Annotated in this window: 12 protein-coding genes; 9 read left to right on the top strand and 3 right to left on the bottom strand. The window is 44.8% G+C overall.

Annotated features, from left to right (window positions below; translation table 11 throughout):
- Window positions 1–118 precede the first annotated feature (118 nt).
- From QUA13_RS07910 to QUA13_RS07900, 3 genes are all read left to right on the top strand, one after another.
- Window positions 119–2,689 carry a glycosyltransferase gene (locus QUA13_RS07910; RefSeq protein WP_333197802.1) on the top strand — a complete coding sequence of 857 codons (2,571 nt, stop codon included), beginning with the start codon at window positions 119–121 and terminating at the stop codon, window positions 2,687–2,689.
- Between the two features lie 167 nt (window positions 2,690–2,856).
- The gene (locus QUA13_RS07905) at window positions 2,857–6,363 is read left to right on the top strand and encodes a glycosyltransferase (RefSeq protein WP_333197801.1); all 3,507 of its coding nucleotides are present in this window, start codon (window positions 2,857–2,859) and stop codon (window positions 6,361–6,363) included.
- A 188-nt stretch (window positions 6,364–6,551) separates the two neighbouring features.
- Entirely contained in the window at window positions 6,552–7,880 is a 1,329-nt protein-coding gene (locus QUA13_RS07900; protein ID WP_333197800.1) for a GH39 family glycosyl hydrolase, read from the top strand.
- A gap of 132 nt (window positions 7,881–8,012) precedes the next feature.
- Here QUA13_RS07900 and QUA13_RS07895 read toward each other — a convergent pair whose 3' ends face one another.
- A complete protein-coding gene (locus QUA13_RS07895) occupies window positions 8,013–8,312 on the bottom strand; it encodes a contact-dependent growth inhibition system immunity protein (RefSeq protein WP_333197799.1) in 300 nt (99 codons plus the stop codon).
- Window positions 8,309–8,848, bottom strand: coding sequence for an RNase A-like domain-containing protein (locus QUA13_RS07890; RefSeq protein WP_333197798.1), 540 nt, complete (start codon window positions 8,846–8,848; stop codon window positions 8,309–8,311). Before QUA13_RS07890 ends, QUA13_RS07895 begins: the two co-directional genes overlap by 4 nt.
- Window positions 8,849–9,110: 262 nt before the next feature.
- On the opposite strand from QUA13_RS07890, the gene rfbF reads away from it, so the two are divergent.
- From rfbF to QUA13_RS07865, 5 genes are all read left to right on the top strand, one after another.
- Window positions 9,111–9,884 carry a glucose-1-phosphate cytidylyltransferase gene (gene rfbF / locus QUA13_RS07885; protein ID WP_333197797.1) on the top strand — a complete coding sequence of 258 codons (774 nt, stop codon included), beginning with the start codon at window positions 9,111–9,113 and terminating at the stop codon, window positions 9,882–9,884.
- 188 nt (window positions 9,885–10,072) lie between these two features.
- Window positions 10,073–11,137 carry an acyl-CoA dehydrogenase family protein gene (locus tag QUA13_RS07880; protein WP_333197796.1) on the top strand — a complete coding sequence of 355 codons (1,065 nt, stop codon included), beginning with the start codon at window positions 10,073–10,075 and terminating at the stop codon, window positions 11,135–11,137.
- Window positions 11,138–11,221: 84 nt separating this feature from the next.
- Window positions 11,222–11,953 (top strand): cyclase family protein, encoded by a 732-nt coding sequence (locus QUA13_RS07875; RefSeq protein WP_333197795.1) that lies wholly within the window; start codon window positions 11,222–11,224, stop codon window positions 11,951–11,953.
- 47 nt (window positions 11,954–12,000) lie between these two features.
- Complete coding sequence (locus QUA13_RS07870) at window positions 12,001–12,747, top strand: DUF1995 family protein (protein ID WP_333197794.1); 747 nt, start codon at window positions 12,001–12,003, stop codon at window positions 12,745–12,747.
- A gap of 329 nt (window positions 12,748–13,076) precedes the next feature.
- Window positions 13,077–13,847 (top strand): metallophosphoesterase family protein, encoded by a 771-nt coding sequence (locus QUA13_RS07865; RefSeq protein WP_333197793.1) that lies wholly within the window; start codon window positions 13,077–13,079, stop codon window positions 13,845–13,847.
- Window positions 13,848–14,030: 183 nt separating this feature from the next.
- Here QUA13_RS07865 and QUA13_RS07860 read toward each other — a convergent pair whose 3' ends face one another.
- A complete protein-coding gene (locus tag QUA13_RS07860) occupies window positions 14,031–14,882 on the bottom strand; it encodes a M48 family metallopeptidase (RefSeq protein WP_333197841.1) in 852 nt (283 codons plus the stop codon).
- Window positions 14,883–15,261: 379 nt separating this feature from the next.
- Here QUA13_RS07860 and QUA13_RS07855 point away from each other — a divergent pair, with 379 nt between their 5' ends.
- Window positions 15,262–15,786, top strand: a complete 525-nt coding sequence (locus QUA13_RS07855; RefSeq protein WP_333197791.1) for a DUF4330 domain-containing protein — start codon at window positions 15,262–15,264, stop codon at window positions 15,784–15,786.
- The last annotated feature ends 162 nt before the right edge of the window (window positions 15,787–15,948 follow it).

The raw sequence follows: 15,948 nt of genomic DNA, 5'->3' as shown, positions 1-15,948 counted from the left end.
TATGGTACAACTTGTCAAAGTTCAAATTCAAGTAAATACATCTGCCGAACGGCAAATAGTGCTAAATGTCAGCGACATTAATATAAACTAGACAGTAAGGTTAACAGCGAGCTCAATAATGTCAACATTCAATCGAACACCGCTAATCAGCGTAATTATACCTGCATATAATAGCGATCGCTACATCGTGCAAGCGGTGGAAAGCGCGCTGGGTCAAACTTTTACTAATTTGGAAATTATCGTTGTAAACGACGGTTCTCAAGACGAGACGCATCAAGTATTGCAGCCTTATATTGACAGAATTCGCTACATTTATCAGGAAAATCAAGGAGCAGCAATAGCTCGCAATCGTGCTTGCCAGCTAGCCAAAGGGGAGTTTTTAGCTTTTTTAGATGCTGATGACTATTTCCTACCAGAAAAGCTAGAGAAACAACTAGCTTGCTTTGAGGTCGATCCGGCATTAGATATGGTGCAAACAGGTTGGTTCATGGTCGATGAAACCGGGCGAGAGATTTCTGCTGTCAAGCCTTGGCAGCAATCACAAAAATTAGATTTAAAAAGCTTTATTATATATAAATGCGTGCGGCCGAGTGCGATGATGCTGCGCCGAAAGTGGTGGGAAAAATTGGGAGGTTTCGATTCTCAGCTTCCGCCGACCGAAGATTTAGACTTTGCCTTGCGTTTAGCTTTAAAGGGGTGCAAAGCAGTTTGGTTAGAAGAGGTACTTACCTGTTACAAACAGCACGATACCAATCTGATGTCAAGCGGTTTTCCGCTAATGAAGAATACCGAAATTCTGATGGAAAAATTCTTTGCTAGACCTGATGTGCCTCAGTCAATCCGCCAGTTAAAAAACCAGGAACGCTATCAATGCTTGGTGTGGATGGCATGGCGGATGTATCGCGGCGGTCATCTAGCAGAGATGGCGGAATGTTTGGAAAAATCATTGCAATATACCCCTTTTTCGCCCACAGAAACAGTGTTAAATTGGCTGCAAACTTTTCAGAGCGTTTCTGAAGAATACGGTGACAATTTTGATGCTTATTCGCTTAGTCAGTTAGGGGAATGGCAAGATATAATTTTGATGGTTATGACCCATCAGCCCCAATCCCAAGAAAGTGCTATTTTCACACCTCCCAAAGCACGTGAAGCGAAGCTATCCCGTAGGAAATCGCACATTTTACTCTACAACGCCGACGATCCGGGCGTGGGAGGATTAGCGCAGTACAACCATGCCATTCTCTGTCAGTTAGCCTTGTTGGGCTATCAAGTCACTTGCGTGCAAACTAAACATTCTAGCCCCTTGGTTGAACGAGAACGAGAGTTAGGTATAGAGCACTTGTGGCTGGATTTTAGCAGCCATAGAGATTTAGCGCGGGTGTTAAGAAATACTGAGGATGCACAAGAGATTTTTTCTACTAATAAACCCGATCTGATTATTTTTAGCGATGGCTGGCCCTATTCCAATTTTGCAGCTAAACAGGTAGTTATTCAGATGGGAATACCATACATGATGGTAATCGGGTTAGTTATGCCAGCTCACGCAAATTTTGCCTACGGGGATGTAGTGCCTTATCGAGAGGGAGTGCTGTATCAGTGCCTGCAAGCTAGAGCGGTGATTGTTGGCGCACAAGAACATTTGAATTTATTGTGCGATGACTTTGATTTACCCAAAGATAAGGGGCAAGTGATTTACTTGGGGCGCTCTCCTGAATATTTTGCACCTCCTAATGCTTCGGCTCGCCAACGCCTGCGGCAAGAGTTAGAAATTCCTGAAGATGCCATTGTCTGTTTCACATCTGCTCGATTGGCACCGGTTAAAGGGCATCAATATCAGATCGAAGCAATCAAGCAGTTGAAACAATCTCCGGTGTGGTCTAAACTGTATTTTGTATGGGCAGGGAATGGTGAGGGAAGCTATTGCGATGTAGAAAGAGAATTGAGGAAAGCTATTAGAGAGTTAGGAGTGAGCGATCGCGTGAAATTGATCGGACAGCGCTGGGATATCTTAGATTTACTGGATGCTAGCGACATATTCATTTTGACATCTCTCGGCGATGCAGCACCTTCTTTTTCAGTCATGGAAGCGATGGCTAAAGGATTGCCCGTAGTTGCTTCGGCAGCGGGCGGCATTCCAGAAGGGCTCGGCGATACTGGGAAGTTGTTGCCCGATCCGAATACCGATCCGGAGGGAACAGCGAGGGAATTGGCGGAAACTGTAGAAGCTTGGGCGATGAATCCAGAATTGCGCAGCCAAATCGGCAAAGCTTGCAAGCAGCGAGCCGAGAAAATGTTCAAAGAGGAGCGGATGCTCGCACAGTCTGTTGAGGCGATCGAAAAAGCTTTACTTTGCGACGATCTCGAAACAGATCAATTTGTTACTCAACAACAGGTGCAGGGGTGGATGGCGAAGGTAGAAAGCCGGGTGCGCTACAACTTTTTAGTGTGGAAAGCGTGGCACGCTTACTGCCAAGAAGATCTCATCGGGATGCAGCAGTGGCTTCAAGAATCTTTAAATTGTACGCCTTTTTTGAGTACAGAAACGCTGCTGAACTGGGTAGAATGTTTTGGAAATTTTTCGTCATTAAAAGGGCATCGATTGGATACATATTCTCTGACTAACTCAGCAGAATGGAAACAATTAGTCGAGGGCATACAGGGTTTTGAACCTGTATTTTGTCTATCCTAAAAACACCCAATTGAAAATTTCAATTTAGGTTGATGTCAGCATTAGAGCTGTAAATATCAGTAAAATTGTATTTTACTAGCCCAACAGCGATTAAAAATCTGTGTATCCGCGTTTAAATCCGTGTTAGGTTCCCCAACCCTTCGTTATCATCTAGCAAACTCATGTCAATGGCAAATTCGATACCGCAAGTCAGCGTAATTATACCTGTATATAATGGCGATCGCTACATCGCACAAGCTGTAGAAAGCGTCTTGAGTCAAACCTATACAAACTGGGAGATTATCGTTGTAGACGACGGTTCTAGCGATCGCACCCATCAAGTATTGCAGCCTTATACGGACAGAATTCGCTACTTTTATCAAGAAAATCAAGGAGTAGCAGCCGCTCGCAACCGAGGAATTCAGGAATCCCAAGGTGAATTAATTGCTTTTTTAGATCAAGATGACTTCTTTTTGCCAGATAAGTTAGCAGCACAAGTAGCGCTGTTTCGCTCCTCAGATTCATTAGGAATTGTCAATAGCGGCTGGCGTTTAGTTAACGAGCAAGGAGAGACAATTTCTGATATCAAATGTTGGGAATATTTACCCAAATTAGACTTGGAAGCATGGATAGTACAGATGCCCGTACTTCCCAGCGCGATGATGTTTTCACGAAAGTGGTTAGAACTTGTAGGGGGATTTAACTCGGAGTTTGATTCCGTAGATGATGCGGATTTACTATTACGTTTAGCTCTATTAGGCTGCGAAGCTTCTTGGCTACCACAAATCACAGTCTGTTATCGCCAGCATGACAAAAATGTGTCAATTCAAAAATCTCTCAAACAAGCAAATCTGTTTATTAAATTAAAACAGAATTTATTCAGCCAACCCGATTTGCCACAGCACATCCGCGAGTTAGAAAATCCTGCTTTCTACGAAGCACTGACATGGATGGCATGGCACTTGTACTATACTGGTCATCCGGTGGCAGCGGTTGAGTATTACCAAAAATCTTTCCCTTATACTCCTTACTCTGCTATAAAAACCGTAATAGATTGGATAAATCGTCTGGGTGCTATTGCTAAAGCTTACGGATTTCCCCTAAGTATGCAATCTTTAAGAAACTTACCAGAATGGCAACAGTTAATGTCTAACATACTTCCCAAAAAAGCAGTACGAGTCAGCGTAATTATCCCGACATACAACTGCGAACGCTACATTGTTAGAGCCGTAGAAAGTGCGATCGACCAAACTTACCCAGACTGGGAAATTATTGTCGTAGATGACGGCTCTACCGACAACACTCGCCAATTTTTAGAGCCTTACTGCGATGTAATTCAGTACGTTTATCAAGAAAATCAAGGCTCAGCAATAGCTCGGAATCGCGGCTGCGAACTAGCCAAAGGCGAATTTTTAGCTTTTCTCGACAGCGCCGACTTCTTCCTACCCGAAAAACTAGAAAAACAAATTGCTCGCTTTGACGCTGACCCCAGATTAGATTTGGTGCAAACAGGTTGGCTTATAGTTGATAAAAAGGACGAAAGCATCTATGGAGTAATGCCTTGGGAAGAAGCACCCACATTAGATTTAGAAACCTTAGTTTTGAACAAATCAGTGCGTCCCAGCGCCATGATGCTGCGGCGAGAGTGGTGGGAACGCTTGGGGGGTTTTGAACCTCGTTTTGCACCACTTGAAGATTTAGATTTTGTCTTGCGTTTAGCTTTAAAAGGCGGCAAGTCTGTTTGGTTAGAAGAGATATTAACCTGCTACCGCCAGCACGACAGCAATTTCATATCCGGCGGCTCCAAAGTAATGAAAAATATGGAAATTGTGATGGAGCAATTTTTTGCGCGGCTAGACTTACCTCAGCACATCCGCGACTTGAAACGCGCGGAACGTTACAAGTGTTTAGTATGGATAGCGTGGCGGATGTACCGCGATGGATGTTTGGCAGAGATGGTCGAGTGTTTGGAAAAATCTCTTCATTATACTCTTTTTAGAGGTACGGAAACTGTTTTTAAATGGTTGGAAAATTTTAGTTATTATTCGGAAAAAAATGGAGACATCTTTGATGTTTATGCCTTAACTAATTTAAAAGAATGGCAAGAGATCGTAGTATTAGCCGTTAATAATTCTTATCAATTTCAACAACCTGCACATACTTCGATTGGCAAACCGCAAAAACCCCGCGTTCTCCTGTACGCAGAAGACCACGGAGTGGGAGGTTTAGCTCAGTTCAATCACTCGCTGATGTGTAAATTAGTAGCCGACGGGTACCAAGTTATTAGCGTTCAAACTAAAGCTTCTAACCCTTTAATTGTCGAACAAAAACAGTTAGGTATAGAACATATTTGGCTGGAGTTTGACACGATCAAAGAGTTTTTGCGAGTTACTTACAATTTAGGGGATGCTGAAAAAATTTACGCGCAGGCTCAACCGAATTTAATTGTATTTAGTGACGGCTCACCGATGGCAAATTTTGCGGCAAAACAAGTTGCTATTCAGCAGAACATACCGTACATAGTTACTCTCGGTTATATTGGCCGCAATTATGAAACTTTCGATCGGGGCGATCAAATTCCCTATTTTGATGCAGTCTCCTATCAGTACGATTTAGCCAAAGCAGTAGTAGCAGTTTCACAGGAAAATTTCAACTTGTTCAAACGAATTTTTAAAGTGCCTCTAAAACGGGGCAAAGTTATTTATTATGGCAGGCCGAACAGTTATTTTGAACCCCCAAATCTTTCAACCCGCCAACGCCTGCGCCAAGAACAAGGAATCCCCGAAGAAGCTGTCGTTTGTTTCACGGCGGCGAGACTGACTCCAATTAAAGGATATCAGTATCAATTGCAGGCGATCGCCCAACTGAAAAATCGTCCAGTTTGGCCGCAGCTATACTTTGTGTGGGCCGGCCCCGGTTCTACCACTCACGACGATATGGAGTCTGAATTGAGAGCAACTGCGAGCCAATTAGGAGTCACCGAACAGGTTAAATTCCTAGGTCAGCGATGGGATATTGCCGATTGGTTAGACGCCAGCGACATCTTTATTTTATCTTCCGAAGCAGAGGGAATGCCACTAGCAGTGATGGAAGCAATGGCGAAAGGATTGCCAGTAATTGCCACAGCAGTCAGCGGCATTCCCGAAGAGTTGGGAGATACTGGAAAGTTGATAGCCGATCCTAAAATTGACCAGCAAAAAACAGCACAAGACTTAGCTACAACGGTAGAACTATGGGCGGAAAATCCCGAATTGCGGAGGCTGGCAGGACAAGCTTGCAAACTGCGGGCTGAAGAATTATTCAAAGAAGAACGGATGCTTTTGGAATACGCAGAGGTTATCGAACAAGCCTTATCCGCTAGCAGCAATCAACAAGAAAAATCATCTATCGCCCCCAAAGTCCAAAAGCAGATCCAGCAAGTTGACAGTATGCTCAATTACTACTATTTAGTATGGAAGGCATGGGAAGCTTGCGAGCGCGGGGATGTGTCTGGGATGGTTGAGAATTTGCAGTCATCTTGGAAATGTACGCCACTGTTGACAACCGAAACCATCTTGAGCTGGATCGCAAGTTTTGCTGTGTTCTCTTCACAAAAAGGCGTTAAACTCGATACTTACTCGCTAATTCATTCCGAAGCGTGGCAACAATTGATAGAATCAATACAGGGTTTTGAAGTTGCCTTGTCTGTCGGTTAGGACTTTGGATGACAGAATGCCATTTTGCATCGGAATGGCATTCTTAACATCACAAGAATAACACCGATATATCCGATTTATGTAAGGGCGGTGCGGTTCGCCCAACTTTCACGTCGAAGCCCCCGTATCCGCCCTTCTAAGTTTCTAAATACCCTAACAGTTTTAGTTAAAAACTCACCCCATACAATATGCAATTCACTTTCAAGTTCAAACCTATTAATAAACTGCTGCCAATTTGCTTAGCGGCGGTAACTGTCCTGTTAATAACATATTTGGGGCAGCAACCAACTGTTGCCCAACTGCGATCGAACGTAACAGTAGATTTTGGAGTACCAGCCACCGGAACAATTTCCATGAGCGGTATGCTGCACGGAATAGACCCCAGCCAGCCCCCGGATAACTCAATCAAACCCTTGCAGCCGAAACTTTGGCGGGTCGGGAGACTCGATATTTACGATCGCGTCATCGCCAACGGAGCTGAGTTTCAACTGGTAGTCAGCGACTTGTGGGGCTACGGTACCAATCCCAAAGGCTGGCCCTATCAAAATTACCCCGCGTGGGAAGCCTTCATCCGACAGTTAGCCCAGCAAAATAAAGGCAAGAAAATTATTTGGGATATCTGGAACGAACCAGATTTAAAAAATCCGTTTTGGAAGGGAAGCCAAGAACAATTCTTTGAAACTTACAAAAGGGCTTACAAAATTTTGCGGGAAGAATTGGGGCCGTCAGCTATGATTGGCGGGCCGAGTATCAGCACTTACAACAAAGAATATCTCGCTGACTTTTTGGATTACTGCAAAGCGAACAAACTGGAAGTAAATTTTTTAGCTTGGCACGAACTCAACGATAGCAAGATTTTATTTGTGGACGATCATGTCATTGATGCTAAACGCAATTTTCAGCAAAGTCCTTCTTACAAAGAACTGAAGTTGCAAAAAATTTACGTCAACGAGATTGTCGGAGAATTAGCGCAGTATCAGCCGGGAGAAATTTTAGGTTATTTCTATCAGTTGGAATACGCAAAAGCCGACGGTGCTTGCAGAGCTTGTTGGAATACAGCAGGAGCTAGAAAAGTTAGCAATTGCTTCAACAATACGCTGACTGGGATGGTCACGCCTAATACTTTTGAGCCGAGAGCAGCTTGGTGGACTTACAAAGCTTATGCCGACGGAGTTAATTCGCGGGTGCTGAGTCGGTCAGATAACGATCGCCTTGTCGCTTTAGCCAGCAAGTCAAATCCAGAAGGTAAAGCACAAATACTTTTAGGTTATTTCGACCGCAATTATTCCTTAGCAACAACGGTAACATTAAACCTCGGAAATTTGGAGCAGCTAGGTATTCAAAAAGGTCAGAAAGTCACTCTAAAGTTAGAAAAAATTCCCAACAATCAAGAAGGATCGGTGCAGAAGCTGGTCACGGTTAAAGAAGAAAACTTGTCGGTGGGTAGCGGCAGCTTGGCTTATGTTATCCCTAATTTCAACGTCCACGAAGGCTACTTATTGACTGTTAGCAAGTGATATAGTTTCTGGTTGCACCGGAATTATATAGAGGACGCGGCAGTGCCGTGTCCCTACCGCGATTAATTGTAGGGACACGGCACTGCCGTGTCCTTACAAATATATAGCCGTGTTCTTACAAATATATAGAATTTAGCTGGGATTTTTCAAAGATTTTTGCACGGCTTCCAACCATTCTCTGACGGTTTGATTTTCTGAATTTGGGTCGTAGTAACACCCTAATTCATCGAGGATGAATGTTTCTAAATCGGCTGGGGCGATCGGCATTTTTAGCAGTTTGTCGAGTTCTTGCGATGCAGCTTCAACACTTGCGCGCGGTTCGCTGCTGCGGTAGTTGTTCACTACATCGCTGGGAATGTCAGCTTCTAGCGGCCAGTCTTGGTGAAAGTAGGAACTGAAAAATTGGGTTAAATGAGGAAATTGATTTATCATTCGGGATAGGCTGTGAGAATAAAGTATCCGGGAGGTAATTTGGTGCTGCGCTGGAGGACGATTTTCAGGCGAGATGCTGAAGTTGCTTTGGATGCGCGGCGACGCATAGTAATGCCAATTATTCTGTTGGCGTTGTAGTCGATCGTATAACGATTACCTCGACTTTTCACCCAGGAGTCGATCGCATTTTGATTTCTGTTCATTGCTTCCCCAATAGCCGCTTCGGCGACCGAACGGTCACTAAAAGAAGATGCGGCAGAAATTCTCGTTTCGCTTGCGAGTCGCTGTGCTAGTTGTGCTTCTGTTTTGCCAACGTGTCTCTCTAAAGTGTGCCCTCCTGCTGCTTCGTGAAAGTCTAATCCGCCGCCCGGTATGTTGGGCACAAAAGCTACGGTGGTTTGTGGTATGGTTGAGATTTCCGGTGCAACAACCGTGGCGTAAACACCAGGGATTGCCGATTGGAATAATATAATTATTGAGGCGATCGCACAGAGGATACCTAAAAAGTTTTTTAGGCGATCGAGTTGATTTTTCATTGCTGTTGAATCTCTTTCTTAGATTTAGTATAAATGATTGCTGTTTTTTTGTCTATTTTAGAATCTACCATTCGTAAGTTATAAATTGCGCGCAGCATTCAAATATACGGTGCGCACCGAACACCCTACGATTATTTATAATAGTTCGTGATTTTTGTAGTTTACAAAGCTTTACTGATTATGAGAAAATATTAATAATTCTTTGAAATAATCACTAATGATTGATGATAAATTAATTTATCATCTTTAAAACTGTGAAAAAATGCAAGTAGTTATCCTAGCCGGCGGTCTCGGTACTCGTCTCAGAGAAGAAACAGAATTTCGCCCCAAACCCTTAGTTGATGTGGGGGGGCATCCGATTATTTGGCACATCATGAAAATCTATGCCCACTACGGTTTCCAAAACTTTATTGTGTGCTTGGGCTATCGCGGCAACATGATTAAAGAATATTTCCTCAATTATGAAGCCATGAACAATGACTTTACTATCTGTTTAGGCCGCAAAAATACCATCACTTATCACGAGGAACATCTCGAACAAGATTTTAATGTTACCCTGGCTGAAACTGGCGCGGCAAGCCTGACGGGAGGGCGGGTAAAACGGATCGAAAAATATATCGATCGCGATAATTTTATGGTGACATACGGTGATGGAGTAGCTGATGTCAATATTGACGCCTTAGTCGATTTTCACAAGTCTCACGGTAAGCTGGCAACAGTCACTACATTTCGCCCAATCTCTCGCTTTGGAATTTTGGATGTAGACAGCGATAGCCGGGTAGTACAATTTTCTGAGAAACCTCAAATCGACGGCTGGATTAGTGTTGGATATATGATATTTAACCGCCGGGTATTTGAGTATTTGGGGGGAGATGATTGTATTTTAGAACAAGAGCCGATGCAGCGTTTGGCCGCAGAGGGACAGTTGATGGCTTACCGTCATGAGGGCTTCTTCTTTGCGATGGATACTTATCGAGAATACAAGTATTTAAACGAACTTTGGGATGAAGGGAAGGCTCCTTGGAAAGTCTGGTAAAAAGTTAATTGTTGCATTCTCAACAAGCCTTTTATGAACGCGCAAGATGCCCGTTCCACAATAGATAGAATTTATTTGTTGTGGAACAGGCATCTTGCCTGTTCTTGATAAGGGTGCACAATGTGAGGAAATAAGTAGGGACACGGCAGTGCCGTGTCCCTACCTCTGCTATAAAATAATTATAAAAAATGGATTTTCAAGATATTCTCAACAGCACAGAAAATTACCTGCAAAAGTGGGTTGCACCCCAGGCGGAAATTATCGACAGCGACTCGGAAGCACTGAAAACAGCAGTTGCTGGATTGGAAGAGCGATCGCTCTTAGCATTGCGAGTTCCCCAAAAATGGGGCGGGGCTGAAATTGCACCGGAGATTTTTTACCAATATCAGGAATTGACGGCTCGATATTCCGGCGCTTTGTCTTTCCTGCAAACTCAGCACCACAGCGCAACTGCCATGCTTGCAAACAGTGACAATGAAATGCTAAAAAGCAGATACTTGCCGGCGATCGCCCAAAAAGAGTTACGCTTGGGTGTTGGGTTTTCGCATTTGAGGCGATCGGGCAATCCGGCCGTCACCGCAACTCCCGCAAAAGATGGCTACTTATTGTCAGGAAAAGTTCCTTGGATAACAGGTTTTGGATTGTTTCAAAAGTTTATTGTAGCTGCGGTACTTCCTGACGAGCGCGCTGTTTTCGGTTTGCTACCTTTTGTTAATATTGAACGCGAAAATGGTAAAATAACATTCAGCGACATCATGCAATTAATCGCCATGAACTCGACTAATACTGTGACAGTAACTCTCGATAATTGGTGGCTGCACGAATCGGAAATAATTTCGGTTAAACCTGTCGGGTGGATTTCGGAAAACGACAGCAAAAATATACTGAATTCTGTTCCGGGTACTTTTGGCTGTATTCGAGCGGGATTGGATGTAATTGCAGCAGCGGTGGCTGCTAAAAATTTACCTTTTATAGCGGCAGCTTATCAAAAACTAGAGCAAAAGCTCGATCGGCTAAAAGAGAATTTCCAACAATCTCAACATAGCTCGAAAGCAGAACAATTAGCGCTGCGAGCTCAAGCCATTGATTTAGCGGTGCGCTGCGGGCACGCTGCGGTTGCAGTTTCTAGCGGTGCTGCTAACGGTATTGTGCACCCGGCCGGGAGAGTTTATCGAGAAGCTTTGGTGTATACTGTTTCCGGGCAAACAAAGGATGTAATGGCAGCAACGCTCGATCGACTAAGCGAATTTTAGATTTTAGATTTTAGATTTTAGATTGAGATAGCAGAAACTCAAAAAATCAACTCTGTTTAATAAATAATAGATATATTTAACCTAATGACCAACAACTTTAACTCAAATAACTTAAAAAGTATCGCCTACAGCAAAATTGTAGACTTAAGCCATTCAATCCACCCAAATATTCCTATATGGCCGGGCGATCCAGCGACAGAATTTGAAACAGTATCTCAAATAGAAAAACACGGCTATTTCCTGCGAAAATTATCAATGGGAGAACACAGCGGCACTCACATCAGCGCACCCAACAGCTTTTATGCAGGAGGCGCCAGCATTGATAGTTATTCGCCGCAGTCGCTAGTTTCCCCTGCAATTGCGATCGACATCCGAGAGCAAAGTCTTGCCAATCCCGACTACACTTTAACAATTGATGATATATTGACTTGGGAACGGCAGCACAAACTTATAGAACCGGGAAATGTAATTTTGTTGTATACTGGCTGGCAAGAAAAATGGGATGACGAGCGAGCATTTTTCAACCGAGACGATCGCGGAATTTGCCACTTTCCCGGGTTTGGCACAGCAGCCACTAAATTTTTGCTAGAAGAACGCTCGATCGCCGGAGTGGGAACCGACACTCACGGAGTAGATACCGGGCGAGATGAAAGTTTTGCCGTTAATAAACTGGTATTGGAAAAGCAGCTAATAGTCCTGGAAAATCTGACTAATCTTGACTTTTTACCTACCGCTGAAATCACTTTAGTTATCGGAATATTGCGCCTTTTGGGAGGTTCTGGCTCGCCTGCGTCGGTGTTAGCTTTTGTTGCTTAATGCGGTAAAATAGGAGTGAGAAAAGTCGAGCAAAAATAATAAGATTAATGACAGAACTGCCCAAGGATCTCAACGAGGCGATCGCCCAATCCCGCATTGCAACCGCCGCCGCCCTCTCGGACGGCAAAACTCTACTGCAAGTCGAATTAGTATTTCCAGAAATCCCCCTGCAAGCACAGTCTATCACCCTACAATTCCTCCCAGAATTTGAGGAAATCTACCCCGGAGTCAAAGTCTTTTTTCCCGACACCGGTGCTGCCGCCCTCGCGCGCCGCGACTGGGGAGAAACATCGTTTAAAGTCACTGATTTGGGCAGCAGCCGCACGGCTGTTGAAGAGAAAATAGCGCCGGAAGACGAACTGTTCCTGCTGGTGAACCCGGCGGCTGTAGAAGTGGCCCAAGTCGAAAAACTCTACATAGCTGCGGCCGGTCGCCCAGTTATTTTACTCAATCCGCGCCTCGAAGATGTTGCCACCATAGGTATAGGCTATGCGGGCCGCCAACTGCGCGATCGATTCCTCAGCAAAATCGAATCCTGCTACTACATCAGACCCCTAGACACTGCGGCTTTATTTCGCTGCTACCCCCAATCCTGGCAAGTCTGGCTGGAAACAAACGACCAATACGAACTAATTTCTGAAACCGCCCAAAAACCTGTCGGAGACGATTTAGAGCGGATTTTAGCCGCTTATCTCCCAAGCGCCGATCCTGACTCCACCACACCTGCAAAACCTGTAAAAAAGAAAGGTTTTTTGGCAGAGCTCCAGACATTCCTCAAAGCTTTGACTCAGTGACAGCAGTTAAAGCTCGATCGTATTGTAGGGTGCGTCAGCTAGGATTATTTTCGACTTAATCCATCGGCTAATCGCTGACGCACCCTACAGCCTGCAATAACTCAAAGCTTTGGCTCAGTAACAGCAGTTGCAGAAGCACAACTAACAGCTTGCCTGTATTTCTCTCACTAGCTACGCAAACAGATACTGGCGATCTTTACACGACATTTATACAAAGCAGTATAATGGGTGACACCCCTCCACCGTAAAAGAGGGGAGGCAAATAGCAGCAAAATCAGATGCTATAAGCTAGAGATTTGGCTTTTGATTCAGGGAAGCGGATAAACACAATGGAGCACCGGCGCATTGTTATCGGGGACGTACACGGGCATTACGACGGCTTAATGACCCTGCTAGAGGCACTTGCCCCCGGCTCGGACGATCGCGTCTATTTTTTGGGAGATTTAATCGATCGCGGCCCCAAAAGCGCTCAGGTATTAGATTTTGTCCAGCAAAGCCCCTACCAAACTCTGTTGGGCAACCACGAACAACTGATGCTGGAGGCTTTGTCGGGGGTGCCGATGGATATGCGAGCGTGGCAATCTTGGCTGTACAGCGGCGGCGATGCGACAGTAGCGAGCTACAGAGATACAGGGATGATGCCGTACAAACACTTAGAGTGGCTGCGATCGCTCCCCACGCACCTGGACTTAGGGGACATCTGGCTGGTTCACGCCGGCGTTGACCCCCATATGCCAATTGAGAAGCAGTCGATCGAACAACTCTGTTGGATTCGCAGAGAATTTCACACTATGTCGAAACCCTATTTTCCCAATAAATTAATTATCACCGGTCACACGATCACCTTTACCTTTGAGGGTGTCAGGCCAGGCGAATTAGTCAGGGGCGAAGGGTGGTTGGATATTGACACGGGTGCTTATCATCAGAAAAGCGGCTGGCTGACAGGATTTGACCTGAGCTACCGCAGAGTTTATCAAGTAAATGTCTTTAACAATCAAGTCCGAATTTTGCCGTTTGACGAAGTTGTCAGACAATTGAAGCCGAAGCAGATTGCACCCCCGGAACCTGCGAGCGATCCTGTTGTTCAACAGCAGTATTAAATCAATTTGTAGTTGTAGGGTGCGTCAGTTTAAGTTCGATCGATTAAATCCAAATTGACCCGATCGCTGACGCGCCCTACGAACTATATTGATGTTTTAACGAACCGCGAAGACGCGAAGATGATCGAGTAAGAGCGGTCATCCCAATCTAAAATCTCAAATCTAAAATTGTATGACCTTTTGCTACGAACCCAAAAGCCTGCGGATTTCTAACCTGTAATCCTCATTATTCAAACCTTCACCGCTAGCGAGTTCGGGGTCTATCGCCTGCGAGATAGCAGCAATGCGATCGGCAGTAGCCGGGTGAGTGCTCAAAATGCTCGGAGGAGAAGGCTTGTTGAGCAACTTTTTCATAAAATCAACCATCCCAGATTGAGCGTAGCCCGCTCGCCCCATAGTTTGCAATCCCAACTGATCGGCTTCATATTCAGCTTGGCGGCTGTGGGGGCGCCGCAAAGCCAACTCCACCCCAATCTGAACTGCCTGAGATCGATCGAGCCCAGTCGCCGAAGCTACACCAGAAGCGATCGCCATTTGACGCATTTGTTGAATTGCGTGGCGAGCACTAATGTGAGCGATTTCGTGGGCGAGCACACTTGCCAATTCGGCCTCATTGTCCGCCGCCGCCATCAAACCTTTATTCACATAAACAAAACCGCCCATTGTCGCAAAAGCATTAATATTGTCGTCGTCAATCACTTGAAAAGTATAAGGAATATTCGGGCGAGTGCTTTCCTCGGCCAGTCGCTGACCGATGCGGTTGATATATTGTGTCGTGGCGCGATCGCGGTCAATATTAAACTCGCTGTTCGCCAACTGCTGATTAATTTGTCGGCCAATAGTCACCTCTTGGCTATCGGACATATTCGACAATTGGATAACTTGAATGCCCCGAAAAATCAGTTCAGGCAAAGAAAATGCTTGAGTCTGTTCCGGGGAAATCACCCAGATACCCGCAGCCACAATCAGCGACAGAAACAGATAAATCCCCCGGCCGCAGGTACGCCGGCAAGTCAACCAAAAACTTTTTAACATGATTGATACGTGGCAGAAGTTACGTAAAATTTTAGGAAAAACTCGAAAAGTCACTAAATAGGCAGACGCAATTTGACGCTGCTTAGTTGCTATTCTAGCTTTTTGCAAATTTTTAACTGCGCCGCCAGCCTCCGGGCGATCGACCACTGCCCAACCAACCGCCCTCAACTGCCTTTTGCCTTCTGCTTTAAGTGCCCAAGTCATGCGGATTTTGGGCGATCGTTGTGGTAATATCTTTTAGCTTCAGGACTTACGCATCAATAACGTATGTCATTGCGAGCGGTAGCCAAGCAATCACAGCATCTGTTTTTCATCGATGTCTGGGTAAGTCCTGAGCTTGTAAACATACTCCTGTCGCTATCAGTTAATTAAGCGATTTATGAAAATTTTGGATTCTCAAGGCCGACTGTTCGGCAAACTCAGCATCCTAGACGTAGGTGCCGCTCTGATCGTACTGCTAGTTGCAGTCGGAATCTTCTTCTTTCCCGGCACTTCTGGCGGTTCCGTCGCCCAAGTCGGCACCAGTGTCAAACCTGTAGAGATTGATGCAATTGCGATCGGTCTCAAAGGGACAAACGTTGAAAATTTGTTCAAAGCAGGCGATAAAATCAATGTGGTGATCCGCAATCAACCCTCCGGTCAGATTACCATCAAATCTGTCAAAACTCTCACCAGAACCCTCGCAGTTCCTCAGCCCAACGGCACTCTGAAAGCTCTCCCCGATCCCAGAGAAGAAGAATCCTTCAGCAAAAATATGATGTTTACCTTAGAGGGAAAAGGTCAACTTACTGAAAATGGCCCGGTTTTAGGTAATACGAAAGTCAAAATTGGCACTACGCTAGAGCTTGAAGGCAAACAGTACATTTTCAACGCCAGCGTCATCGATGTGCGAGTCAAAGAATAGTGAGTCGATTTTAGATTTTAGATTTACTTCACAGATGAATCTGGGATCTCAAACTTCGGTCTAAAATTTTGGGATAAACCCTCAATCGATTTTAGATTTTAGATTTTAGATTTTAGATTTACTTCACAGATGAATCTGGGATCTCAAACTTCGGTCTAAAAT

Origin of the sequence: Microcoleus sp. S28C3 (assembly GCF_036700785.1) — a bacterium.
Classification (GTDB): domain Bacteria; phylum Cyanobacteriota; class Cyanobacteriia; order Cyanobacteriales; family Microcoleaceae; genus Microcoleus; species Microcoleus asticus.
This window is presented reverse-complemented; position numbering and strand designations above follow the sequence as displayed.